Here is a 23388-nt window from a genome sequence, read left to right as displayed (position 1 = left end):
TCGACTGTCTGGTCGATGGGTGCCCCATCACACCGCCTGTCTGCTCAGGCGGATTCCCGCGTGGCGTCATAGAACATGTGACGCGTCGCCTCATGCTGCACGGCTTCGGTAATCGCTTCTTCCTCCTGATCCTCCGACGCGCATTGCTCCCGTTGTTCCGGACGAATGCCGAGACGACGGAACAGCTCCATATCGGCATCCGCCTCCGGATTCGCCGTGGTCAATAGCTTCTCGCCATAGAAAATGGAGTTGGCCCCGGCCATGAAGCAGAGCGCCTGCATCTGTTCATTCATGTTCTCCCGACCGGCGGAGAGACGAACATGGGATGTTGGCATCATAATCCGCGCCACGGCGATGATGCGGACAAAATCAAATGGATCCAGGTCTTCCACGTTTTCCATTGGCGTGCCCTTGACCTTCACCAACATATTCACCGGCACACTCTCGGGGTGGTGTGGCAGGTTTGCCAGCTGGACCAGCAGCCCGACCCGGTCATCTTCGTCTTCGCCCATCCCCATGATGCCGCCGCAACACACCTTCATGCCGACCTTACGCACATTATCCAGCGTATCCAGGCGATCCTGATAGGTGCGGGTGGTGATGATGTGGCTGTAGTATTTCTCAGAGGTATCCAGATTATGGTTGTAATAATCCAGCCCGGCGTCTGCGAGCTCCTTTGCCTGATGCTCCTCCAGCATGCCCAGCGTCATGCAGGTTTCCAGCCCGAGGGATTTAACCTGCTGCACCATATCGAGCACATAAGGCATGTCTTTTTTCGACGGACTGCGCCACGCGGCCCCCATGCAGAAGCGGGATGCGCCTTTATCTTTAGCGGCCCGCGCTTCGGCCACAACCTTTTCAATTTCGAGCAGCTTCTCCTTCTCCAGCCCGGTATTGTAATGACCGCTCTGGGGGCAGTACTTGCAGTCTTCCGGACAGGCACCCGTCTTGATCGACAGCAGGGTGCTTACCTGGACTTCATTTGGATCGAAATGTTCACGATGCACGCTCTGTGCCCGGAACAGGAGGTCATTGAAAGGCAACTCGAAGAGTGCGCGTGCTTCCTGCAGCGTCCAGTCGTGACGGGTCGCATTGGTAAGTTCTGTGGCGGTCATGTGGAAGTCCTGTTAACCTTTTCCGGTATCTGGGTTTACGGATGAAACAGATGATAAAGGGACTGAACTTCCTGTCAACCTTAACGGAGCTTATGGTTAACAGAGAAAGCGCGGGCGGCCTGTGCGTTGCCTGCCTTTCAACAAATGCTTTCAATGGCTTATGCCTGCCTTGCCACGCCGACTTGCCCACTAACCGCTGGCATTGCCAGTCCTGTGCGTTACCGCTCCCGTACGCAGCCACCGGCCTTGTGTGTGGGGACTGCCTGGCATCACCACCACCATTTTCCCGCACTTTGATACCCTGGCGTTACCAGTTTCCGGTCGATGGCATGATTACCCGCTACAAATACAACGGGCAGCGAAAATTTGCCCGCCCTCTGGTCGCCGGCCTTGGTCAGTACCTGAGCAAAAACCTGGAGCAAAAGGACGCCATCGTTCCGGACCTACTGATTCCCGCGCCCATGCACCATCAACGTCGCAGGAAACGCGGGTTCAATCAGGCGCAGGACATTGCCGAGCAGCTTGGCAGGCAGCTCGGCATACCGGTAGCCAGCGGACTGGTTCGGAGAAAGCGCAAGGTACGGGCCCAGCGGGAACTGAACCGGGAAGAACGTCTGACCAACCTTAACGGGGTTTTCCGGATAATCGGTACGGTGCCGGAACGGGTCGCCATCGTGGATGATGTGGTGACCACCGGCGCAACTGCCCGGGTATTGGGTAAAGCACTGCGGGAGGCCGGTGCCCTGGACATCCAGGTTTGGGCTCTTGCCAGGACCCCGGGTTAGGTTAGGTCAAGTCAGGCCAGTCGGGTTTTGACAAGGTCGGCAATGGCCAAACAGGACGTCAGGCCCGGAGACTCTATCCCGAACAGGTTAACCATACCTTCAATGCCATGGTCTCCGGGGCCCTCTATTCGAAAATCAGAGAACCCGCCACCGGGACCACTCAGTTTCGGCCGGATACCCGCATAGGCAGGCTTAAGCCGGTGCGCTTCAAGTTCCGGCCACCATGCCCGGATACCTCTCGCAAAAGCCTGAACCCGATCCGGGTCAACCGAGTAGTCCTCATGGTCAATCCACTCGACATCAGGCCCAAACCTTGCCTGCCCGGCAAGATCGAGCGTGAGGTGAACACCAAGCCCCCCCGGCTCCGGAACCGGGTAAACGAGCGAGCTAAACGGGTGGCGGCCGCTGTAGCTGAAGTAAACACCCCGCGCGTACCATTGATCGGGCTTCTGATCATCCGGGAGACCGTGCCACTTCCGGGCCAGCGGAATGGCACCGAGACCCGCCGCATTTATCACGTTCTCAGCCTCCAGAATGCAGGGCATGCTGCCGCCAACCGAAAGGCGATGATGCCCACCGCTCACCTCCGCTCCGGTCACGGGAGCCCTGAGCACAAGCTGGCCGCCAGCATCTTCCATTTCCCCGAGCAGGGAGAGCATCAGACCATGACTGTCGATGATCCCGGTTTCAGGAGACCACAGCCCTGACACACTCCGGACGCCCGGGGTCGCTCCAGCCAGAGAAATGGCGTCAAACAGCTCCAGCGCCACGCCGTTTCGCGCCGCCCCAACTTTGATATTTTCAAGTTTTTCTGACTGTTCATGATTGGTGGCAACGATCCATTTTCCGCATTTTCGATGCGCCACCTTGTGACTTTTGCAGTATTCATAAAGGCGTTGACGTCCGTCGACACACAAACGGGCCTTGAGGCTGGCTTCGGGGTAATAGATTCCGGCATGAATCACTTCGCTGTTGCGGGACGATATCCCCTCACCAAAGCGGTTCCCTGCTTCAAGAACCAGAACCTCATGCCCCTCCAGCGTCAACGCCCGAGCCACTGCAAGGCCAACGACGCCAGCACCGATGACGACCGTCCGGACTCTCAGTATTTCGCTGGACATTGACTCGAACCCCGTTCCTGTTGCACATGCCGGCCTCCACACAAGATACCTCAACAACCTCTGTTGCTGCACCTCTGCAGCCTCCCCATATCGACATTACGGGGAGCAAGCTAAGCAGGTATACTTGGCCCACACTTTTGCACCGGTCTCTAAGCTATGCCCGAAGTATCAACCCACCCTTACGATTCCCTGAAGCCCGATACCATTCTGGATGCCATGGAAGACGCCGGTTTTGCGGTCAGCGGGCGCCTGTTCGCGCTGAACAGTTACGAGAACAGGGTGTACCAGGTGGGGCTGGATGAAGGTGCACCGGTCATTGCCAAGTTTTATCGCCCCGGGCGGTGGACCGAAACGCAAATCCGGGAAGAGCACGAATTCACCCTGGAATTACTGAAAGCAGACATTCCCGTGGTGGCACCACTGGCAATGCCTTCAGGAGATACCCTGGGACAGCACGGCGACTTTTTCTTTGCCGCTTTTCCCCAGCGCGGCGGACAGGCGCCGGACGTCAGTGTTCCAGACACACTCTACCGGCTTGGGCAATGGCTGGGGCAGCTGCACAACATCGGCGCGAAAAAGCCCTTTGAACACCGGCCCCGGATGTCACTACTGGAAGGCATTGAAGCCAACAATCGTCTGCTGATCGAAGATAACTGGATTCCCCGGGACTTACGCCCCGCCTGGGACAGTCTGATACCGGATCTTGTCAGCTACTGTGCTGCGCGCATTGACGATGCCGGCTCGGTTGACAGCCTGCGGCTTCACGGCGATTGCCACGCGGGAAACATTCTCTGCCGGGAGGAACAGATGCTGTTCGTGGATCTTGATGACTGCCGCTCGGGCCCTGTCATCCAGGACATGTGGCTACTCCTGAACGGTGAGGATTCGGAGCGTGGTGCCCAGCTGGGAGAGCTCCTGGAAGGCTATGAGATGTTCCGTGATTTCAACCGGCGGGAACGTCACCTGATCGAACCCTTACGCTGCTACCGGCAGATTTCGCATTGTGCGTGGCTGGCAAAACGCTGGGAAGACCCTGCATTCCCCCGCTTTTTCCCATGGTTTGCCCAACCAAGATTCTGGTCGGATCAGGTCCTGTCGCTCAGGGAACAACTCGCCGCCCTGCAGGCGCCTTCCATCTCGCTTCCAGGCCAGTACTGACCCTTTCACTGAACACTCCAACATGAGGTAGGCATGAGCCAGAATGAACGCCATTACACCGTCCGCAGTTTGATTGTCACCGCCGTGGTTGCCGTTGTCGGCACGGTAATGGCCCTGGAAATCGGCGGCAAGATTGATCATTCCGACAACAAGGATCACATGCCGGTTGGCGATTTCCAGGCGATTCATGTTACCCCGGATGAACCGTTCCGGATGTCACCAAAAGCATCCGAGCTTCACGCAGCTTGCGAGAATGGGTATCTCGCAATTGCCGCGGACGTGGACCCGTCTTTCCGGGGCATTATTGTGGACTACAAGAATCGTGGGGTACGCTGTTCCAGGCCTTCGCCCACAGCTCCTGCCGTTCCGGAGACCGCCGGGGAGCCGGGGGACAATGAGTAAGCCACGACGCCCTTCCGGGCCTCCGGCACAGCTGACGGACCGGCTCTTTGCGACTGAACGCCGGCCAGAGGACTTCCGCTTTGACGCGTCGGTCGCCCGGGTGTTTCCCGATATGATTCGCCGTTCGGTTCCCGGCTATACCACGATCATTCCGATGATTGAGGTCATTACCGAGCAATACGCTCAGGCCGCTTCGAACTGTTACGATCTGGGCTGCTCACTGGGAGCCTCGACGCTCGCTATGCGCCATGGAATTCCCTACGGAGATTGCACGCTGACTGGGGTAGATAACTCCAGCGCCATGATCGAACGTTGCGAACACTACATCGCTCTGGACGACAACCCCCTGCCGGTATCACTCCGCTGCGAAGACATTCTGGAAACAGAACTGAACAACGCCTCAGTAACAACGCTGAACTTCACGCTGCAGTTTGTTCCACCGGAAAAACGAACTGAACTACTGACGCGCATCGCCGGTGCAACGCGGCCGGGTGGCGCACTGATCCTGTCTGAAAAAATTCGCTTTGAATCGGTTGAGGAGCAGGAGGTCCAGACCCGCCTGCACCATGAATTCAAACGCGCGAATGGCTATTCCGACCTGGAAATAAGCCAGAAACGCTCAGCGATTGAACAAGTGCTGATTCCGGAAACCCTGGCTGCCCACAAGCAACGCCTGCTCTCAGCCGGGTTTGATCAGGTTCTGGTCTGGTACCAGTGCTTCAACTTTGTCTCCATGCTGGCCATCAGGGCCGACTGAAAACACTCTGGGAACCATGGCTAACTTTGACTGGCAAACACATTTTGGGCCGCTGCTGACGGAGCTTGCACAAACCGGGCAGGAAGCGTGGTCCGAACAGCTGCGCGCGCAACTCACCCATCGCTTCGATGACAGCCCCCATGGCGACATGGATCGCTGGTTGAGCGCCCTTCACAGACTCCCCGAGTTTCCTGATATTGAGGCGGACCTGAACAATTCAGCGATCGCCTTGAGGACCACGGAAAATCCGATAGAGTCCAGGCAAGCGCAGTTGGAAACCGCGCTTCGGGGCCTGATGCCCTGGCGCAAGGGGCCTTATGACTTCTTCGGCACCTACATCGACACCGAGTGGCGCTCCGACTGGAAGTGGGACCGTGTTTCTCCCTACCTTTCCGACCTGTCTGGTCGTCGTATACTGGATGTGGGCTGTGGCTCTGGCTACCACTGCTGGCGAATGCTGGGTGAAGGCGCCGGACGGGTCATTGGCATTGATCCGGGCCTGCTGTTCATGTTCCAGTTCCTGAGCGTCAAGCACTACCTCAACGACGCTCCAGCGGACCTGTTGCCCGTAAGAATGGAAGACTTGCCGGAGAACCTGGCATTTTTCGATACCACTTTCTCCATGGGTGTTCTCTACCACCGGCGTTCCCCGCTTGATCACTTGCTGGAGCTTAAAGGAACCCTGCGACGCGGTGGCCAACTGGTACTGGAGACCCTGGTGGTAGACGGTCCCGAAGGCTACAGCCTCATGCCGGAAGACAGGTACGGGCAAATGCGCAATGTCTGGTTTCTGCCCAGCTGTGACACTTTACTGCGCTGGCTGGACCGCACCGGGTTCCGCGATGCACGGGTGGTAGACGTCACCGAGACCACCATATCCGAGCAACGCAGCACCGACTGGATGCGGTTCAATTCGCTACAGGATTTCCTCGATCCGACCGATCCGGCACGAACCATCGAAGGCTACCCCGGCCCCATACGGGCAACGATTATTGCCGAGAAACCCTGAGCACAAAAAAACCGCCCTGCAGGGCGGTTTTTTTGTGCCGTACCGGTTAGTCGCCGAACGGATGACGTAATGTAATGGTCTCGATCCGGTCGGGGCCGGTGGAAATGATGTCAATCGGAGCTTCGATCTGCTCCTCAAGGAAGCGGATATAGGCCTTGGCGTTTTCCGGCAGCTGCTCAATGCTGGTGAGCCCTACCGTACTTTCACTCCAGCCAGGCAATTCGGCGTAAACCGGCTCAATATCCTTGTAAGTGTCACAGCCGATCGGCGGACGTGTAATCTCGCCATTCGGCGTTTTGTAGCCCACGCAGACTTTCACCGTGTCCATGCCGTCCAGAACATCGAGCTTGGTCAGGCAGATACCCGATACGCTGTTGATCTGGATCGCGTGGCGCAATGCAACCGCATCAAACCAGCCACAACGCCGGGAACGACCAGTCGTAGTCCCAATCTCGTTGCCTTTGACCGCGAGGTGATGCCCCATCTCATCGAACAGCTCGGTCGGGAACGGACCGGAACCCACGCGAGTGGTATAGGCTTTGGTGATACCCAGAACGTAGTCCAGGAACAGTGGACCAAAACCAGACCCTGTCGCAGTCCCGCCCGCAGTGGTGTTGGAGGAGGTGACATACGGATAGGTTCCCAGGTCAATATCAAGCAGGGAACCCTGGGCCCCTTCAAACAGAATGTTTTCGCCACGCTTGCGGAAATCATGCAGCATATCGGTAACGTCGGCTGCCATGGGGAGAATTTCCTCACCCATTTGCTTGAGTTCTTCCAGAGCCGCATCAATGTCTTCCGGCTCCTCCTTGAAGTACTCGGTCAGCACAAAGTTATGGTAGGACATAATTTCCCGCAACTTGGGCTCAAAGTCCCCGGGATTACAGAGATCCCCAAGACGAAGACCACGGCGAGACACCTTGTCTTCGTAGGCCGGACCAATCCCGCGGCCAGTGGTGCCGATCTTGTCGTTGCCACGGGCGCGTTCACGAGCCTGGTCAATGCGAACGTGGGTGCGCAGGATAAGCGGGCAAGCCAGACTGATCCGCAAACGGTCTCGGACCGCCACGCCATTACCTTCCAGTTCGCGTACTTCCTTCAACAGCGCCTCGGGAGAAAGGACAACACCGTTACCAATCAGGCAGTAGACGTGCTGACGAAGAATACCCGATGGAATCAGGTGCAGGGCCGTTTTCTTGCCATCAATTACCAGTGTGTGTCCGGCATTGTGACCACCCTGAAAACGGACAACGGCGGTCACCTTGTCGGTCAGCAGGTCAACAATTTTACCCTTGCCTTCATCACCCCATTGGGTGCCCAGCACAACAACGTTTTTACCCATGATTCTCTCTCAATGCGGCTGCCCCGGGGAGGATCAGCGCTTCGCAAGTTTACCTGTAAATGAGTTCACTGAGGCCTGGCAGGCGTCAGTCCAGCTTCTCAACGACCCACTGGCCGCCCTGTTTAACCAGTTTCCGGTCACAGCCTCGTGCTGCCGGATCAACACCGCTATCCTCTGGCAAAGCCCGGATAACCGTCTCGGTCATTCTTAGACCGGAGATTACGCCCTCCAGAGCGGGGTCAGGATCAGCCGGGGCCCATACTGCCCCTGAGAATTTCTGAGTCCGCTCACCAAGAGACACCAGCGCACGGATATCCAGGCTGAAACCTGTTGCCGGGCGAGCCCGGCCAAAATCACTGCCAATGGCGTCATAGCGGCCACCTTTGGCAACCGAATCACCATGTCCCGGCACATAGGCAGCGAACACCAGACCGGTATGGTAGTTGTAACCCCTGAGCTCGCAGAAATCGAAACCGAAACTCACTTCCGGGAAATCCCGGGCCAGCATGTCTGAAACCCGACCCAGTTTGTCCAGGGCGGCATCAAGACTTTCGGAAGCACCCTCAAGAATTCGCCGGGCCGAAACCAGAGCTTCCGGACCACCACTAACCCTTGCCAGCTCCCTTAATCGGGCACCGGCGGAGTTTTCGGGGCAGTCGCCCAGCAATTCATCCAGTTCGGGGACAGATTTACGGGCCATGGCGTCGAAAATCGAGGCTTCGGTCTCCCGGTCAAAGTTGCCGTCACCGATCAGGCTCTCATATATCGAAACATGAGCAAGGTCCAAATGGACGTGCGGCAAACCGGCGACGCGAAGTGCTTCCAGCATCAGGCTGATCACTTCCATATCTGCAGACTCGGACTCGCTGCCAAACAACTCACAACCGGCCTGAATGGGAGTCCGTCCGGTCAGCATATGGCGGGGTCGGGTATGCAGAACGTGGCCCGCATAGCACAGCCGGGTAATACCTTCCTGCCCGAGCGTGTGCGCATCAATGCGGGCTGCCTGGGGCGTCATATCGGCCCGAACCCCCATCATCCGGCCAGTCAGCTGATCGGTCAGCTTGAATGTCTGCAGCTCGAGGTCATTTCCGGTACCGGTAAACAATGACTCGAGATATTCAATCAGCGGCGGGATTACAAGCTGGTAGCCCCAGCGCTGGCAGGTATCCATTACATCCCGGCGCAGGGATTCGATCCGTCCGGCCAGAGGCGGCAGAATGTCCTCTACCCCGTCAGGCAGTAACCAGCGATCAGATACTGTCATGAGATTTCGTTGTCCGTCAGACCCGTTCCGGCAACATGTGCCGATGGGATTACACAGGATTTAGGGCGAATTCCGGAGAAGGAAAAAACCCGGAACAAAACCGCCAGAATTTTACACGGTTGGCCGGCACAAAAAAACCGGAATACCGAGGTATTCCGGTTTTTCGACTCACAGTTCCCGGTCTCAGCGAGGGCCCTGGGGATCCTTAAGGAACTTCATGAAGTCACTTTCGGAGTCAATGACCATGATGTCGTCCTTGCTGGAGAAGGTATTCCGATAAGCTTCAAGACTACGGTAGAAGCTGTAGAACTCGGCGTTCGAACCGTAGGCGTTGGCATAAATCTCCGCCGCCTGGCCGTCCCCTTCACCCCGGGTTTCCTCGGATTCCGCAAACGCCTCCGCGAGAATGACCGTGCGCTGACGATCGGCGTCAGCACGAATACCCTCAGCCAGCTCCTTGCCGCGTGAGCGGAATTCCTGGGCGAGCTTTTCACGCTCAGTAGCCATACGGCGATAAACGTTTTCACTCACCTGGCCAGGAAACTCTATCGCTTTAACCCGCACGTCCAGCACTTCGATGCCAAACTCTTTCACGGACGTTTCGTTCACCCGATCCCGCAAGGTATGCATCAACTCATCGCGCTGGCCGGAAACCACCTCGTGCATGGTACGGATACCGAACTCATCCCGCAGACCGTTATCCACGCGGGACAAGAGCAGCGACTGGGCACGGAACTCGTCACCACCGGTCGCCCGGTAGAACTGATCCACATTGAGAATCTTCCAGGCAATGTAGGAATCCACGTCCAGGGGTTTCTTCTCAACCGTCAGGTACTGGCGGGAAGGAAGATCCATGGTCAGTACCCGGATATCGAACTCCCGGACCTGATCAATCACCGGGACCTTGAAATGAATACCCGCCTGAATATCCGTTTCCACCAGCTCACCGAACCGGAGCATCACGCCCCGATGGGTTTCCGGAATGATATACACACTGGAAAGAACCAGCAGGACGACAATGAGGGCGCCTGCAAGGCCCACGACACCTTTAGGTCCCATAATTATCTGCTCCTCCGTACATTAGTGTCCTGCCTGGAGCGAAGCTCCTGGATTACCCGGTCAGTCAATGCCTGGACATCAGTCTGATCATTACCGCCGCCTGATGACTGGCCTGAAGACCGGGACACGGACCCCTGGGTCAGGCGATCCAATGGCAGGTACATCATGTTGCCGCTGCTCTCGGTATCCACGAGGATCTTGGTGCTGCTCGAGAGCACAGTCTCAAGGGTCTGTAGGTACATGCGTTCACGGGTGACCGTGGGTGCATTCTGGTAGACCGCCAGCAACTGCAGGAAACGTGATGTTTCACCGCGAGCACGTTCGATGACTTCCTGCTTGTAGGCGCTGGCTTCCTCGATCATGCGTTGGGCTTGACCGCGAGCCTCCGGAACCACCTTGTTACGGTAAGTTTCGGCTTCCTCTTTCACCTGCTGCTCATCCTCACGGGCGCGCTGGACCTCACGGAATGCGTCCTGAACGGCAGGAGGTGGCTGGGTGCTTTCCACGTTAACCCGGACAATTTCCAGGCCGGTGCCATATTCAACCAGAAAACTCTGGAGACGCTGTTCTACACGGACCGCCAGCTCTGCACGCCCCTCGGTCAACACATCGTCCAGGGACGAACTGCCGACTTCGTGCCGCAGGGCACTGTCGGTTGCAAAAGCCAGCGCCTGATTCGAATCACGAACATTCAGGACGTAAGCCTGGGCGTCGGATACACGGTACTGAACCTGCAGATCCACGGTTACCAGGTTTTCATCCTGGGTCAGCATCTGGCCACTGGACTCAGCAGTTCGGACGCTGGTGACACGCACCTTGGTGACATCATCAATCAACGGCACCTTGAAGCGCAGACCCGGGCTTTCTGTCCGGTTGTACTCACCGAAGCGAAGAACAACCGCGCGTTCCTGCTCGTTCACGGTGTAGAACGACTGAAAAATCACATAGCCGACGACAAGAATTGCGGCAATGGCAAGCACAGCGCCAAAGCTTCCGGCACTTCCGCCGGAGCTGCCCCCGCTCCCGCCAGACTTACCGCCTTTTCCGCCAAGCATCTTATTCAGCTTGTCGAGACCCTTTTTCAGCGCCTCGTCGAGGTCTGGCGGCCCCTGATCATTGCCGCGACGACCACCACCGGTTCCCCAGGGATCATTGTCGTTACGGTTTCCACCCGGTTCGTTCCAGGCCATAGTGCTCTCCGTTCCTGACTTGTAGAATGGCTGCAAATACTAGGGATTTATCAGCGCCCCGGCAATAGCCTGCCCTATTTCAGGCAGTCCGGTCATCGAGACGAACTGAATCTTCTTTCACTCCGGCACGGCTGAGCAGTTGCAGCCAATCCCGATTCTGCAATCGGACTTCCAGCACGGTATCACCGGTCTGGCGGTGCTCTTCACTCAACACCGACCCTGCCTCATGGAGCAGTGCCCGCAACTTGCCGTCTTCCGGACCAAGCAAGACAAAATGGTGTATCACATCCTCCGCGAGACGTTCAACGATGGCGTCGAACAGCCCATCCAGCCCTTCTCCGGTGACTGCGGATACCCAGGCCCTGACCGGCACACCGTCTTCATTCCGTTCAACCCGGGGCGTGAAATCTTCCAGCAGGTCAATTTTGTTAAACACCTGCAGCATCGGAACCTCGTTGGCTCCGATCTCTGCCAGCACCTCTTCCACCTGCTCAATATTTTCATCGCGACGGCTGTCATGGCAGTCAACAATATGCAGGAGCAACGTGGCTTCTGTGGTTTCCTCCAGCGTCGCCCTGAACGCCTCAACCAGTTTGTGGGGCAAATGACGAATGAAACCCACAGTGTCCGCCACTACGACTGCACCTACGTCTGGAAGTTCCAGGCGTCGCAACGTCGGATCCAGCGTTGCGAACAACTGATTCGCAGCATATACGTTGGAAGTGGTCATTCGGTTGAACAACGTCGATTTTCCGGCGTTGGTGTAACCAACAAGAGATACCGTCGGAATATCCGCACGCTTCCGGGCACGCCGTCCCTGATTACGCTGCCTTCGAACTTTCTCAAGCCGCTTATGAATGGACTTGATCCGCTCTCGCAAAAGCCGGCGGTCCGTTTCGAGCTGTGTTTCACCGGGCCCCCGGAGCCCAATACCGCCCTTTTGGCGTTCCAGGTGAGTCCAACCCCGGACCAGACGGGTAGACATATGCTCCAACTGAGCAAGCTCCACCTGAAGCTTACCTTCGTGGGTCCGTGCTCTCTGGGCAAAGATGTCCAGGATGACCCCCGTGCGATCCAGGACACGACAGCGAAGGTCACGCTCGACGTTGCGTTCCTGGCTTGGGCTCAGTGCGTGATTAAAGAGAACCACGTCCGCTTCATTGGCGGTAATGGCATCCCGGATTTCCTCAAGCTTGCCCTCGCCAACAAACAGACGGGGACTGGGTTGCTTGCGCGAACCGGTGACCACCGCCACGGGCTCAACACCTGCAGAGGTTACCAGTTCCCGGAACTCATCCGGATCTTCAGTATCATCATGGGAGGTGAAATCGATGTGGACGAGAATCGCCCTTTCACCGACATCGGGACGTTCAAACAAGTGGTATCAACTCCGAAACAGTCAGACTGTTAACCTCGTAAAAAAACAAACACCCGCGTCCTTCCGAACCTTCAGGTTCTTCAGAAGCGCGGGTGGCAATACCGGGAAAACCGGAAAGATCAGTCTTCAGACTCGCCTTCTCCTCCCGGTGCCTGCTGCGGAATGCGAACATTACGAGCTGGGACCACGGTGGAAATAGCATGCTTGTAGACCATTTGGCTGACAGTATTTTTCAGCAAAATCACGAACTGGTCAAAAGATTCAACCTGGCCCTGAAGCTTGATACCATTGACCAGAAAGATAGAAACCGGAATGCGTTCCTTGCGCAGGGCATTGAGGTAAGGGTCTTGTAACGAGTGCCCTTTTGACATGTGTGTTCTCCTGTTTTTAGTAAGTGCAGATCGTCAAATTTCAGATTTAAATGTGGTGTGTAGTCTGATTTTTTTCAAGGCCGCCTCAGCGATAAATTCATCCTCGCTATCAAGCCAGCCCACATCGGACCATTTCCGCAACCAGGTCAACTGCCGTTTGGCCAACTGGCGCGTGGCAGCGACGCCTTTGCTTACAAATGTGTCATAGTCGTATTCGCCGGCAAGATAACCCCACGCCTGGCGATAACCGACACACCGCATGGATGGGAGATCAGGGTGTAAGTCTTCCCTGATCATCAGCGCCCGTACTTCATCGAGAAAGCCTGCTTCCAGCATTTTCAGAAAGCGGAGACGTATTCTCTCGTGAAGCACTTGCCGCTCGGGCGGCGCCATAGCAAGCTGCGTTACAGTATACGGGAGCGCGGTGGCTTCGTCTGCCTGCCATTGGGTGAAATAGGTGTAATCCTCAATCCCAACCCCTTGCTGTTGCCCCAAACCTGTACTTTCCGCCTGCCAGAACGAGGAAATTGGCTTTCCCGTCAGGCGTATAACCTCAAGGGCCCTAAGCAGTCGCTGGCGGTTATTCGGATGAATCAGACGGGCAGCAACCGGATCTTTCGCCTCAAGCTCCTGATGCAAGACCTCCCAGCCCTTCTCCTTTGCTTCCCGCTCCAGTGACTCACGCAGCTCATGATTGGCACCCGGCAACCCAGACATTCCGTGCAAGAGCGCTTTAAAGTACATCATGGTCCCACCGACGAGCAGAGGGATTCGCCCTGCCCGGGTGATACTCGCCATTTCAGCAAGTGCATCGCGCCTGAAATCCGCGGCAGAATAGGTGTCGGCAGGGTTGCAGATATCAATCAGGCGGTGAGGCGCCTCTGCCAGCTCTTCTACATCAGGCTTGGCGGTACCGATATCCATATCGCGATAGATCATGGCCGAGTCGACGCTGATAATATCGCAGGGCAGCCGCCGGCATAGCTCAATCGCCAGATCAGTTTTGCCAGACGCCGTTGGCCCCATCAGGAAGATGACAGGCGGCTTGTCAGCAGGGCGGCGTTCTTGCTCGGGCATGGCAGATCAGCGCCCCCGCAGGAACAACTTGTCCAGTTCGGACAGGGTAACGAGGGTCCAGGTGGGCCGGCCATGATTGCACTGCCCGCTGCGCTCCGTAGCCTCCATGTCCCGCAACAGTGAGTTCATCTCCGGGATTGTCAGTTGGCGGTTGGCCCTGACCGATCCGTGACAAGCCATAGTGCCCAGCAATTCATGGGTGACTGCCTCAACACGATCACTCTGACCATGCTCAATGAGATCGGCCAGAACATCGCGAACCAGTTGCTCCGCATCAGCGCCGCGCAACAATGCTGGAACCTGACGCACCGCCAGAGTTTCCGGCCCTATTCGCTCAATCTGCAATCCCAACTGCTGCAATTCCTCGCCGTGACTTTCCGTCAGCGCAGCCTCTTTCTGGCTCACCGCCAGCGATAACGGCACGAGCAGGGGCTGACTCTTCAGATCCTGCTCGGCCAATGCCCGCTTCATCCGCTCATAGGTTATCCGCTCATGGGCCGCATGCATATCGACAACGATCAGCCCGGCGCGGCTCTGGGCGAGAATGTAAATGCCATGCAACTGAGCAATGGCATAGCCCAGTGGCGGTTCCTCATCGCTACCCACTGGCGGCGTCGGCAAAGCTTCACCCGGGCCACGGGTTGTATTGGGTGAGCTTTCGTCGACACCCCCTCCCGCATTCAGAGAGCTGTAAAAGGCCATCTGGTCACTGGCGCGCCACTCCTGCTGAGGCTGAGCGTACGCCTGCCCGCCATAACCCGCATTCTGGGCGGACGGATGGCCATGGATTCCGGCGGCGGGCTGCCCAGGCCAGGCGTTGACTTCCGCAGACTCACCAACAGCTGCCGGCCCCGGTGACGCAGCGTTTTCACGTCCAAATGACTGGGCCACCGCGCCCCGTAAATGATCGTCCGGTCGCACATCAGCCAAGGCCTTGTGCAAAGTTCGGAAAATGAAATCATGAACCAGCCGGCCGTCACGAAAACGCACTTCGTGCTTGGTGGGATGAACGTTGACGTCCACCGTTGCCGGATCAACCTCCAGATAGAGCACAAAGGCAGGATGGCGATTGTTATAAAGCACATCCCGGTACGCCTGCCGCACGGCATGGGCCACAAGCCGATCCCGGATAACACGACCATTCACAAAGAAGTATTGCAGATCGGCCTGACTCCGGGAAAACGTTGGCAAGGCGACCCAGCCCCACAACCGCAGACCGGTAGCCTCGGCGTCGATGATCACCGCATTGTCGATAAACTGCTGCCCGCACAGGGCGCCAATGCGACGCTCCTTGTCAATCGCTGACTCGGCCGGACGAAGACTCTGGACCACGCGCTGGTTATGACGCAGGGTAAACCCGGCATCAAAGCGACTGAGGGCCTGACGGCGCACACATTCTTCAACATGATTAAACTCGGTCTTCTCGGTGCGAAGAAACTTGCGGCGCGCCGGAGTGTTGAAGAAAAGATCCCGGACCTCAAGGGTCGTTCCGACCGGGTGAGCTGCGGGCGATATCCGGGCATCCATTTCACGGCCTTCGACTTCCACCCTGGAGGCAGCTTCCTGATCCGCGGTCCGGGAAGTCAGAGTCAGGCGGGAAACAGAACTGATACTGGCCAGCGCTTCACCCCGAAAACCGAGAGAAGCAACGGCTTCCAGATCATCGAGACTGGCTATCTTGCTGGTGGCATGGCGACTGAGAGCCAACGGCAAATCACTTTCCGTGATACCACTGCCATCATCCCGGACCCGGATAAGCTTGACACCGCCCTGTTCAACCTCTACGTCTACCCGGCTGGCGCCGGCATCCAGTGCGTTTTCAACAAGCTCTTTTACAACAGATGCGGGACGTTCCACCACTTCGCCGGCGGCAATCTGGTTCGCAAGCCGTGGCGAGAGCAATCGAATGGAGGGCATGTTTCGGAAAAACCTCTTGATCAGGATGCAGGAATACGAATGGTTTGTCCTACCATAACACGGTCATCCCTCAAGCCGTTATACTGCATCAGCTCGCTGACAGTTGTCTGATTTTCCCTTGCCACAGCGGAGAGCGTGTCGCCACGCCGGATCCGATAGTGGCTGACAACATTACCCCCCTGGCGCTGCTGCTTCTGCCAGGCAAGCAAGGTGCCCGGCGGAGGCGTTTTCCGGAAATGCTGATCAACCCCCTGCATGATCGCTTTCGCGATCTTGTTGCGATACCACTCGGTTGAGAGGTTTTTCTCTTCCTGGGGGTTCGAGATGAACCCCGCCTCGACCAGGATGGATGGAATGTCCGGCGATTTCAAAACGACAAACGCCGCCTGCTCCACGCCCGATTTGTGCAGCTCTGTCACACGCCCCAACTTGCCGAGCACCGAACCACCTACGCCGAGACTGGCGTTGATGCTTGCCGTCATGGACAGATCAAGGAGCACACCGGCCAGCATGTCGTCACGACCGTCCAGCGAAACGCCACCGGTCAGATCAGAGCGATTTTCGCTTTGGGCCAACCAACGCGCGGTCTCACTGGTTGCTCCGCGCTGGGACAGGGCGAAAACCGAGGCCCCTTTGGGCTGCGGCGTGCGGAAGGCATCAGCATGCACCGAGATAAACAAATCAGCATTGTACTTGCGCGCCAGCAAGGTCCGGTTACGTAGCCCGATGTAGTAATCCCCGGTTCGAGTCAGCTTGGCAGAATATCCGGACTGGTCGTTGATGAGCTTCGCCAGAGTTTTTGCCATCCTGAGAACCACGTCCTTCTCGCGGGTGCCTCTCGGACCGGTTGCACCCGGATCTTCACCACCATGGCCGGCGTCAATCACCACAACCACATCGCGCTTGCCCGCCGAATCCTGGGTTACGGTGGGCTTGCCGGCCTTTTCCAGGCGACTGCCACTCTCGTCGATCAGGTCCACCACGAGGCGATGACCATACTGGTCATTGGGTTCCAACTGAAAGCTGCGGGGTTTGATATCGTTCTTCAGGTCCAGAACAACCCGCAAATCATTGCCATTCCTGGGTGCGCTCCGGATACGGCGAATCGGGCTCCCGGAAAGATCCAGGTTCTCGAAATCCGCTTTCAGCTTCGTATTTTTCAGGTCGATAACCAGACGGGCTGGCCCCTCAAGAGCAAAGATGTTGTGATCAACTTTGCCCTCCGTATCCAGTACGAGACGGGTATGGTCTGGCGCAGGCCAGACTCGCACGCCTTCCACTCGGGTGCCTGCATCAACAACCAATGACAGGGACAGCAGCAGCGCTGCGGCAATACCCGCCAGATGATTAAAGCTAAATTTGACTGTTGTCATACAGCATTCCTGCTCGTTCAAACATCGGACTCAAGAAACTCAATGGTCCGGCCAACAGAGTTCCAGCTCATTCAACAAGGCGGCTCCCTGCTCCGAGCCTGCCCGGAGCGTGGCAGAGCGCCCCTCTCCCTCAGCTTCAAGATGTATTTCCAGATCGGCTTCCGGTAATACTCCCTTTCCTCGCTCTGGCCACTCAATCAGGCACAGGCTGGAGCCGGAGAAGTAGTCACGGATGCCCATATACTCCAGCTCTTCCGGGTCACCCAGTCGATAAAGGTCAAAGTGGTAAGCCGGCGGATGCAAGTGCTCATACGGCTCTACCAGAGTGTAGGTCGGGCTCTTCACTGCACCTTCATGGCCGAGGCCACGCATTACACCACGGCTGAGGGTCGTCTTGCCCATACCCAGGTCACCGTCAAGAAAGACCGTCAGCCCATGCCCTGACTGGGCCACGACCCTTGCCAGCTCCCGGCCAAGATGTTCAGTCTCGGCTTCGTTATCCAGAAACAGACGGCGCTCGTTGCCGAATATAGTCATTTACCCTCCCAGCTCCGGGCCCGCTTCTTTTCAGACTCGCAGAACAGCAGTGGCAGTGCATCAATCACATCATTCGGAATCAGGCCGACGAACCCCCGGGTTTCCGAAGCAAGATTCGCGGCAGCAAGATGCACGGACGCACCAAGACCGGCCGCACGCCCCGAGTCGCCCAGCTGGGCATAAAGAGCCCCAATAATTCCGGACAGAACATCCCCCATCCCGCCAGTGGCCATACCAGGATTGCTGCCGCTTACAATGTCCACGCCACCGCTTTCAGACGCAATAACAGTGCCCGCGCCTTTCAGGAGAACGGTGCCGCCGAATATGCTCTGGAGCTTTGCCGCCGCCGCCATTCTGTCAGCTTCCACCTCGGGTACCAGACAATTTAAAAGCCTGGCCGCTTCTCCAGGGTGCGGCGTCAGGATATGGTTGTTTGCCGGCACGGCAACCCGGTTTGCCAGAAGATTAAGGGCATCCGCATCAAGCACCCGCGGCTTGCCACTGGCCACCACCTTTTCAAGCATCTGCTGCCCCCAGGCGCTGCGCCCGATGCCCGGGCCGCATACAATAACCGTTGCCGCTTCCAGCAACGGTGGCAGCTCCGAACCATGGATCAGCCCATGAACCATCACCGACGGGCAGCGCCCAAGGGCTGCGGTAACGTGTTCGGGCCGTGTCGCCAAAGACACAAGGCCAGCACCGGACCGCATCGCGGCTTCCGCTGCCAGCAGGCCTGCACCGCCGAATCCACGATCTCCGGCCACCACCAGCACATGACCAAACCGGCCTTTATGCGCATTCGCAGGGCGCTCGGGCAACCATGACATCGTTGAAGACCAGTCCAGTCTTGTCGCAATACTTTGCTGACCGCTCCCGGCAACGCCCTGCCCGGCATCCAGCGATTCAAACACAACCTTTCCACATACCGCAGCGCCCTGGCCGGTGAACAACCCGGCCTTGAGGCCGATAAACGTTACCGTCACCGCGGCTCTGACCACTTCCCCTTCAGCCGCACCGGTGGTGGCATTCAGCCCCGACGGCAAATCAACAGCCAGCACCGGAACGCCCGCCCCGTTGCACCGACCGATCATTTCGGCAAATGGTTCTCTCGGGGCACCGGATACGCCGGTCCCGAGCATGGCATCCACAAGAAGACCAGCCTGGCCGAACATCCTGTCCAGCTCCACCTCGTCCAGCGACTTGAGCTCCCGCACACCGACACCGTCAGCCACTGCTTTTTGCCAGGCTTTCCTGGCATCCCCTGCAAGTTTTCTGGTCGGCGCAACCGCAATACAATCGACATTCAAACCATGACGCCTGGCATTGGCAGCCACCAGATAGCCATCACCGCCATTGTTACCCGCCCCGCACAGAACCAGAATGCGGTCACGATCGTGCCAGTCACGCACCAGTCGCCGGAAAGCCGCGTGAGCTGCCCTCTGCATCAAATCAAAACCATCAACGCCTTGTTGCTCAATGACATAACGATCGATTTCACGCACGGCATCGGCGGAAAACAGCGCATCTGGTAAACTGCTCGCAGCGGATGGCGGCATGAGCCTGTGCTCCCGTTACAGAAACCGGTTTAAGAAAAATGGCCAGTTACCTGTAAAGCATAGCAAAACGGGGAAAAAGGTCATAACTTAATCAGATTAAAATTTAGCATCACACTATTCGGTGATCAGCTCACACAACAGCAGGCCAAATGAGCATAGCGACCAATAACCCGGACACAGCCCAGGCACTCGCCGAGCTGACAGAGAGCATCCGACGCTGGGCCGAAGAACTGGGCTTTTCCGACCTGGGCATTACACTTCCGGAAACCGGTGAGCATGGCCAACACTTGCAGGATTGGTTGGAGCAAGGTTATCAAGGTGAAATGGCCTACATGGGGCACCACGGCGACAAGCGCTTCACACCCCGGTCGCTGGTACCCGGCACCGACCGAATCATCTCGGTTCGCATGGATTACCTGCCCGCACCGGACAGCCCGAAAGAAGCACTTACTAACCGCACAAAGGCGTACATTACGCGCTACGCTCTTGGCCGCGACTACCACAAGCTGATTCGTAAGCGGCTGGCCACATTGGCAAAACGAATTGATGACGCTGTCAGCGGGTACGACTATCGCGCCTTCGTAGACAGCGCGCCGGTCCTTGAGAGGGCTCTCGCCCAGCGAGCCGGCCTGGGCTGGATTGGCAAAAACAACATGCTGATCCATCCGAAAGCTGGCTCATTCTTCTTTTTAGGCGAAATCTTTACCAGTGCACCGCTACCGCTGAGCGAACCCTTCGACACGGATCACTGCGGCAGTTGCACCTCATGCCTGGACCTGTGCCCCACCGATGCCTTTGTCGGGCCTCACAAACTGGATGCCAGGCGCTGCATCAGTTATCTGACCATTGAGCTGAACGGGAGCATTCCGGAAGAACTGCGGCCGCTGATGGGAAACCGGGTGTTTGGCTGCGACGATTGCCAACTGGTATGTCCGTGGCAGAAATTCAGCAAACCGACCATCGAAAACGACTTCCAGCCCCGGCATGGCCTGGACAACAGTTCTTTAGCCGAACTTTTTCTCTGGACGGAAGAGCAGTTCCTGAAGCGGACGGAGGGCTCGGCGATTCGACGCACGGGCTATGAGGGCTGGCTCCGCAACCTGGCGGTCGGACTCGGCAATGCGCCCTCAACCATTCCTGTCATTGAGGCCCTGAAGAAGCGCACGGACCACCCTGGTGATATGGTCCGCGAACACGTGCAGTGGGCCCTGAGGCAACACGGTTTATAGCTTGAAGAAGGTATCCCGGTAGTGGCGCAGTTCGTTAATGGAGTCGCGGATATCGTCAAGCGCCAGATGACTGCCCTGCTTCTTAACACCCGCCAACACGTCCGGACGCCAGCGCCGGGCAAGCTCTTTGATGGTAGAGACGTCCAGATTCCGGTAATGGAAGAAGCCCTCAAGTTTGGGCATGTACTTCACCAGGAAACGACGATCCTGGCCAATGCTGTTGCCGCACAGAGGTGATTTGCCCGGTTCCAGGTGCTTCTGGAGGAATTCGAGGGTTTGCTGCTCAGCCCCGGCCTCATCAACGGTACTTTCTTTTACCCGCTTCGTCAGGCCGCTTGCACCGTGTGTGTTTGTGCACCACTCATCCATTGCATCCAGCAGACTATTGGACTGGTGCACGGCAATGACCGGCCCTTCAGCCACCACATTCAGCTCCGAATCAGTGATGATCGTGGCCATCTCAATGATCCGCTCCTTTTCCGGGTCCAGGCCGGTCATTTCCAGATCTATCCAAACAAGGCGATCGCCTTCTGCCATTTTGTCTTCCCCAGCCTTCTGATTTTGATAGTGGTGAAGCTGACTCCAGCCTCACTCGGACATTCAGTGATCTATATTAAACGATTTCAGTTCCGGTCGAGCCGAGCTGAAACTATTCCAGTATGATGGCACAGCAACGACGATACTTTCACCCGGCAATCTGAGACCTCATGGCAAAACGGCGACTGAACAAACAGCAGCAATTCCGCATCAAGAAAGTCCAGGAAGAGCGGGCTGCCCGCGCTGCCCGAAAGGAAAAAGTCGTTCAGCAACAGGCCGACGCCGGCGAGCTTGGCCCCGAGCAGGAAGGTCTGGTGATTGCTCACTACGGCCAACAGCTGGATGTGGAAGCCCTTGAAGGTGAGCATACCGGAGACGTCGTACGCTGCTTTGTACGCGCCAACATCGACAGCCTCGTGACCGGTGACAAGGTCATCTGGCGCCCTGGCAAGAATGAAACCGGCGTGATCGTTGCACGTTGCGACCGGCGGAACCTGCTCCAGAGGCCGGATAATTTTGGAGCCCTGAAGCCGGTTGCCGCCAACATTGACCACATTATTCTGGTGATTGCCCCCGAGCCCGAGCCTCATGACAACCTGATCGACCGGTACCTGGTGGCCTCGGAAATCACTGACATTCCAGCCGTCATTCTATTGAACAAGACCGACCTGATCACAGACAGGAACCGGGACTACATTGATGCTCTGCTTGGGCGCTACGAAGCATTGGGCTATGAAGTTGTCCGAACATCGGCAGCGGAGTCCGGCAAAAATCCCTCACCGGAAGTGGAAGCCCTGGTCAAAGATCAGACAAGTGTCTTTGTCGGGCAGTCAGGTGTGGGCAAGTCGTCAATCATTCAGACCCTGATGCCGGATGAGGCCATTCGGGTCGGCGCTGTGTCGGAGAGCACTGGCAAAGGGATACACACCACCACAACCGCAAAACTGTTTCATCTACCCATGGGCGGTGATCTGATTGATTCACCGGGCATCCGGGAATTTGGCCTTTGGCATATGACGCCCCGGGAACTTGAGTACGGTTTCCGGGAAATCCGGGACGAAATCGGCCACTGCAAGTTCCGTAATTGCCGACACTTGGGGGACCCTGGGTGCGCCATTGACACGGCGGCGGATGAAGGGCGAATAAGCCCGGAGCGACTGAAGAGCTTCCACCGAATTCTTCAAGACATGACGGAGCAGCAAGCTCGGGGACTCAAGCCGGAATAACCCGCAATTCGCAGGCGGCCTACCAGTTCAGTTCTCCGGATGCCGGTTCCGGCTTTTCCTGTAGCCACTCGCCGCTTTCCAGTTTTTCTTTCGCTGCGTTCTGCTCGGCCTCGGAAGGACGGGTAAGATCGATCAACGGCTCGTCGCTCTGCCCCGCACTGCTCTGTATACCTTCAGCGGTTTTCTTGTTCAGGACAATAATGGATATCCGCCGGTTGACCGGAGCCGTCGGGTCTTCTTTGTCAAACAGGACGGAATCACTCAGGCCGACAACCCTTGCGATCTGTCCGGACCGTACGCCGCCAGCAACAAGGGCTCTGCGAGCGGTATTTGCACGATCCGCAGACAACTCCCAGTTGGTATAGCCTGGCCGGCCGCCGAACGGAGTGGCATCGGTATGGCCGGTAATGCTGAGTTTGTTGTCCACCGAGCCGAGGGTCTTCGCGAGTTCGAACAAAATATTCTGGGAGTAGTATTTGAGCTCGGCCCGACCACTGTCGAACATCGGGCGACCGGAGCGATCGACAATCTGAATGCGCAGCCCTTCGTCAGTGATATCAATCAGTAACTGATCCTTGAACTCCTGCAGTGTCTGGTTTTGTTCAATCCGGTCCTTCAGCTCCTGGAACAGTTCTTCCATACGACGTTGTTCCAGCGTTTCCGACAACTGATCAACCACCTGATCCTCAATCTGGATCTGACTGGATTCAATATCCGGGCTAGCTTCGTTGACAACTGAGGCACTGCCTTCCAGGTCAACCGGGTTGGGCGAGCCTCCCTCGGTAAAGCCTACCGGATCCCGGAAATACCCTTCTACGGCCAACTTCTGCTCCGGAGAAGCGGTCGCGGTCAGCCAGAGCACAAGGAAGAACGCCATCATCGCGGTCGCAAAATCGGCAAAAGCGACTTTCCAGGAGCCCCCGTGATGGCCGCCTGCAATGACCTTTTTTCTCTTGATTATAATCGGCCGTTCTTCCACGCA

22 protein-coding genes are annotated in these 23388 nt (G+C 57.2%); 7 read left to right on the top strand and 15 right to left on the bottom strand.

The features are described 5' to 3' along the window. Nucleotides 1–44: 44 nt before the first annotated feature. Complete coding sequence (gene bioB / locus BKP64_RS02005; RefSeq protein ID WP_070965321.1) at nucleotides 45–1115, bottom strand: biotin synthase BioB; 1071 nt, start codon at nucleotides 1113–1115, stop codon at nucleotides 45–47. A gap of 92 nt (nucleotides 1116–1207) precedes the next feature. Between bioB and BKP64_RS02000 the strand changes: the two genes are divergently transcribed. Beyond that, nucleotides 1208–1900 carry a ComF family protein gene (locus BKP64_RS02000; RefSeq protein ID WP_227515479.1) on the top strand — a complete coding sequence of 231 codons (693 nt, stop codon included), beginning with the start codon at nucleotides 1208–1210 and terminating at the stop codon, nucleotides 1898–1900. Nucleotides 1901–1911: 11 nt separating this feature from the next. Here the strand turns inward: BKP64_RS02000 and BKP64_RS01995 are convergent, their stop codons facing one another. Then, a complete protein-coding gene (locus BKP64_RS01995) occupies nucleotides 1912–3021 on the bottom strand; it encodes an NAD(P)/FAD-dependent oxidoreductase (protein WP_070965318.1) in 1110 nt (369 codons plus the stop codon). A gap of 156 nt (nucleotides 3022–3177) precedes the next feature. Between BKP64_RS01995 and BKP64_RS01990 the strand changes: the two genes are divergently transcribed. Genes BKP64_RS01990 through cmoB form a run of 4 tightly spaced genes read left to right on the top strand, consistent with a single transcriptional unit; the run spans nucleotide 3178 to nucleotide 6347 of the window. Continuing rightward, nucleotides 3178–4179, top strand: a complete 1002-nt coding sequence (locus BKP64_RS01990; RefSeq protein WP_070965316.1) for a serine/threonine protein kinase — start codon at nucleotides 3178–3180, stop codon at nucleotides 4177–4179. A 33-nt stretch (nucleotides 4180–4212) separates the two neighbouring features. Then, nucleotides 4213–4581 carry a kinase gene (locus tag BKP64_RS01985; RefSeq protein WP_070965314.1) on the top strand — a complete coding sequence of 123 codons (369 nt, stop codon included), beginning with the start codon at nucleotides 4213–4215 and terminating at the stop codon, nucleotides 4579–4581. After that, entirely contained in the window at nucleotides 4574–5338 is a 765-nt protein-coding gene (cmoA, locus tag BKP64_RS01980; RefSeq protein WP_070965311.1) for a carboxy-S-adenosyl-L-methionine synthase CmoA, read from the top strand. Before BKP64_RS01985 ends, cmoA begins: the two co-directional genes overlap by 8 nt. A 16-nt stretch (nucleotides 5339–5354) precedes the next feature. Continuing rightward, nucleotides 5355–6347 carry a tRNA 5-methoxyuridine(34)/uridine 5-oxyacetic acid(34) synthase CmoB gene (cmoB, locus tag BKP64_RS01975; protein WP_070965308.1) on the top strand — a complete coding sequence of 331 codons (993 nt, stop codon included), beginning with the start codon at nucleotides 5355–5357 and terminating at the stop codon, nucleotides 6345–6347. Nucleotides 6348–6393: 46 nt separating this feature from the next. On the opposite strand, the gene BKP64_RS01970 is transcribed toward cmoB, so the two are convergent. From BKP64_RS01970 to BKP64_RS01920, 11 genes are all read right to left on the bottom strand, one after another. After that, nucleotides 6394–7689, bottom strand: coding sequence for an adenylosuccinate synthase (locus BKP64_RS01970; RefSeq protein WP_070965306.1), 1296 nt, complete (start codon nucleotides 7687–7689; stop codon nucleotides 6394–6396). Nucleotides 7690–7774: 85 nt separating this feature from the next. After that, nucleotides 7775–8956, bottom strand: coding sequence for an ATP phosphoribosyltransferase regulatory subunit (locus tag BKP64_RS01965; protein WP_070965303.1), 1182 nt, complete (start codon nucleotides 8954–8956; stop codon nucleotides 7775–7777). Nucleotides 8957–9139: 183 nt separating this feature from the next. Continuing rightward, the gene (hflC, locus tag BKP64_RS01960) at nucleotides 9140–10015 is read right to left on the bottom strand and encodes a protease modulator HflC (RefSeq protein WP_070965300.1); all 876 of its coding nucleotides are present in this window, start codon (nucleotides 10013–10015) and stop codon (nucleotides 9140–9142) included. Between the two features lie 2 nt (nucleotides 10016–10017). Next, a complete protein-coding gene (hflK, locus tag BKP64_RS01955) occupies nucleotides 10018–11205 on the bottom strand; it encodes an FtsH protease activity modulator HflK (RefSeq protein ID WP_070965298.1) in 1188 nt (395 codons plus the stop codon). Between the two features lie 79 nt (nucleotides 11206–11284). Next, nucleotides 11285–12583 (bottom strand): ribosome rescue GTPase HflX, encoded by a 1299-nt coding sequence (gene hflX, locus BKP64_RS01950; RefSeq protein WP_070965296.1) that lies wholly within the window; start codon nucleotides 12581–12583, stop codon nucleotides 11285–11287. A gap of 119 nt (nucleotides 12584–12702) precedes the next feature. Continuing rightward, nucleotides 12703–12954 (bottom strand): RNA chaperone Hfq, encoded by a 252-nt coding sequence (hfq, locus tag BKP64_RS01945; protein ID WP_070965294.1) that lies wholly within the window; start codon nucleotides 12952–12954, stop codon nucleotides 12703–12705. A 33-nt stretch (nucleotides 12955–12987) separates the two neighbouring features. Then, nucleotides 12988–14031 (bottom strand): tRNA (adenosine(37)-N6)-dimethylallyltransferase MiaA, encoded by a 1044-nt coding sequence (miaA, locus tag BKP64_RS01940; RefSeq protein WP_070965291.1) that lies wholly within the window; start codon nucleotides 14029–14031, stop codon nucleotides 12988–12990. A 6-nt stretch (nucleotides 14032–14037) separates the two neighbouring features. After that, nucleotides 14038–15948: a DNA mismatch repair endonuclease MutL gene (gene mutL / locus BKP64_RS01935; protein WP_070965288.1), complete on the bottom strand. Its 1911-nt coding sequence runs from the start codon at nucleotides 15946–15948 to the stop codon at nucleotides 14038–14040. Nucleotides 15949–15968: 20 nt separating this feature from the next. Then, a complete protein-coding gene (locus BKP64_RS01930) occupies nucleotides 15969–17321 on the bottom strand; it encodes an N-acetylmuramoyl-L-alanine amidase (protein WP_070965285.1) in 1353 nt (450 codons plus the stop codon). Between the two features lie 39 nt (nucleotides 17322–17360). After that, on the bottom strand, nucleotides 17361–17858 hold the full coding sequence (gene tsaE, locus BKP64_RS01925; protein ID WP_070965283.1) for a tRNA (adenosine(37)-N6)-threonylcarbamoyltransferase complex ATPase subunit type 1 TsaE: 498 nt from the start codon (nucleotides 17856–17858) through the stop codon (nucleotides 17361–17363). Beyond that, nucleotides 17855–19414, bottom strand: coding sequence for a bifunctional ADP-dependent NAD(P)H-hydrate dehydratase/NAD(P)H-hydrate epimerase (locus tag BKP64_RS01920; protein WP_070965280.1), 1560 nt, complete (start codon nucleotides 19412–19414; stop codon nucleotides 17855–17857). The genes tsaE and BKP64_RS01920 overlap by 4 nt, the downstream gene beginning before the upstream one ends. 149 nt (nucleotides 19415–19563) lie before the next feature. On the opposite strand from BKP64_RS01920, the gene queG reads away from it, so the two are divergent. Then, nucleotides 19564–20643 carry a tRNA epoxyqueuosine(34) reductase QueG gene (gene queG, locus BKP64_RS01915; RefSeq protein WP_070965277.1) on the top strand — a complete coding sequence of 360 codons (1080 nt, stop codon included), beginning with the start codon at nucleotides 19564–19566 and terminating at the stop codon, nucleotides 20641–20643. Here the strand turns inward: queG and orn are convergent. Further along, nucleotides 20638–21180 carry an oligoribonuclease gene (orn, locus tag BKP64_RS01910; protein WP_070965275.1) on the bottom strand — a complete coding sequence of 181 codons (543 nt, stop codon included), beginning with the start codon at nucleotides 21178–21180 and terminating at the stop codon, nucleotides 20638–20640. The genes queG and orn overlap by 6 nt on opposite strands. Before the next feature lie 170 nt (nucleotides 21181–21350). Here orn and rsgA point away from each other — a divergent pair, with 170 nt between their 5' ends. Further along, nucleotides 21351–22406, top strand: coding sequence for a small ribosomal subunit biogenesis GTPase RsgA (rsgA, locus tag BKP64_RS01905; protein WP_070965272.1), 1056 nt, complete (start codon nucleotides 21351–21353; stop codon nucleotides 22404–22406). Between the two features lie 19 nt (nucleotides 22407–22425). Here the strand turns inward: rsgA and motB are convergent, their stop codons facing one another. Beyond that, on the bottom strand, nucleotides 22426–23385 hold the full coding sequence (motB, locus tag BKP64_RS01900) for a flagellar motor protein MotB (RefSeq protein ID WP_070965269.1): 960 nt from the start codon (nucleotides 23383–23385) through the stop codon (nucleotides 22426–22428). Nucleotides 23386–23388: the final 3 nt, after the last annotated feature.

It is taken from the genome of Marinobacter salinus (genome assembly GCF_001854125.1).
Classification (GTDB): Bacteria; Pseudomonadota; Gammaproteobacteria; order Pseudomonadales; family Oleiphilaceae; genus Marinobacter; species Marinobacter salinus.
Note: the sequence above shows the minus strand (reverse complement) of the source record. Positions and strands in the feature narration are given on the sequence as shown.

Coding starts and splice junctions, on each gene's coding strand:
- bioB (WP_070965321.1), bottom strand. CDS start 1,115: ATGACCGCCACAGAACTTACCAATGCGACCCGTCACGACTGGACGCTG.
- BKP64_RS02000 (WP_227515479.1), top strand. CDS start 1,208: ATGGTTAACAGAGAAAGCGCGGGCGGCCTGTGCGTTGCCTGCCTTTCA.
- BKP64_RS01995 (WP_070965318.1), bottom strand. CDS start 3,021: ATGTCCAGCGAAATACTGAGAGTCCGGACGGTCGTCATCGGTGCTGGC.
- BKP64_RS01990 (WP_070965316.1), top strand. CDS start 3,178: ATGCCCGAAGTATCAACCCACCCTTACGATTCCCTGAAGCCCGATACC.
- BKP64_RS01985 (WP_070965314.1), top strand. CDS start 4,213: ATGAGCCAGAATGAACGCCATTACACCGTCCGCAGTTTGATTGTCACC.
- cmoA (WP_070965311.1), top strand. CDS start 4,574: ATGAGTAAGCCACGACGCCCTTCCGGGCCTCCGGCACAGCTGACGGAC.
- cmoB (WP_070965308.1), top strand. CDS start 5,355: ATGGCTAACTTTGACTGGCAAACACATTTTGGGCCGCTGCTGACGGAG.
- BKP64_RS01970 (WP_070965306.1), bottom strand. CDS start 7,689: ATGGGTAAAAACGTTGTTGTGCTGGGCACCCAATGGGGTGATGAAGGC.
- BKP64_RS01965 (WP_070965303.1), bottom strand. CDS start 8,956: ATGACAGTATCTGATCGCTGGTTACTGCCTGACGGGGTAGAGGACATT.
- hflC (WP_070965300.1), bottom strand. CDS start 10,015: ATGGGACCTAAAGGTGTCGTGGGCCTTGCAGGCGCCCTCATTGTCGTC.
- hflK (WP_070965298.1), bottom strand. CDS start 11,205: ATGGCCTGGAACGAACCGGGTGGAAACCGTAACGACAATGATCCCTGG.
- hfq (WP_070965294.1), bottom strand. CDS start 12,954: ATGTCAAAAGGGCACTCGTTACAAGACCCTTACCTCAATGCCCTGCGC.
- miaA (WP_070965291.1), bottom strand. CDS start 14,031: ATGCCCGAGCAAGAACGCCGCCCTGCTGACAAGCCGCCTGTCATCTTC.
- mutL (WP_070965288.1), bottom strand. CDS start 15,948: ATGCCCTCCATTCGATTGCTCTCGCCACGGCTTGCGAACCAGATTGCC.
- BKP64_RS01930 (WP_070965285.1), bottom strand. CDS start 17,321: ATGACAACAGTCAAATTTAGCTTTAATCATCTGGCGGGTATTGCCGCA.
- tsaE (WP_070965283.1), bottom strand. CDS start 17,858: ATGACTATATTCGGCAACGAGCGCCGTCTGTTTCTGGATAACGAAGCC.
- BKP64_RS01920 (WP_070965280.1), bottom strand. CDS start 19,414: ATGCCGCCATCCGCTGCGAGCAGTTTACCAGATGCGCTGTTTTCCGCC.
- queG (WP_070965277.1), top strand. CDS start 19,564: ATGAGCATAGCGACCAATAACCCGGACACAGCCCAGGCACTCGCCGAG.
- orn (WP_070965275.1), bottom strand. CDS start 21,180: ATGGCAGAAGGCGATCGCCTTGTTTGGATAGATCTGGAAATGACCGGC.
- rsgA (WP_070965272.1), top strand. CDS start 21,351: ATGGCAAAACGGCGACTGAACAAACAGCAGCAATTCCGCATCAAGAAA.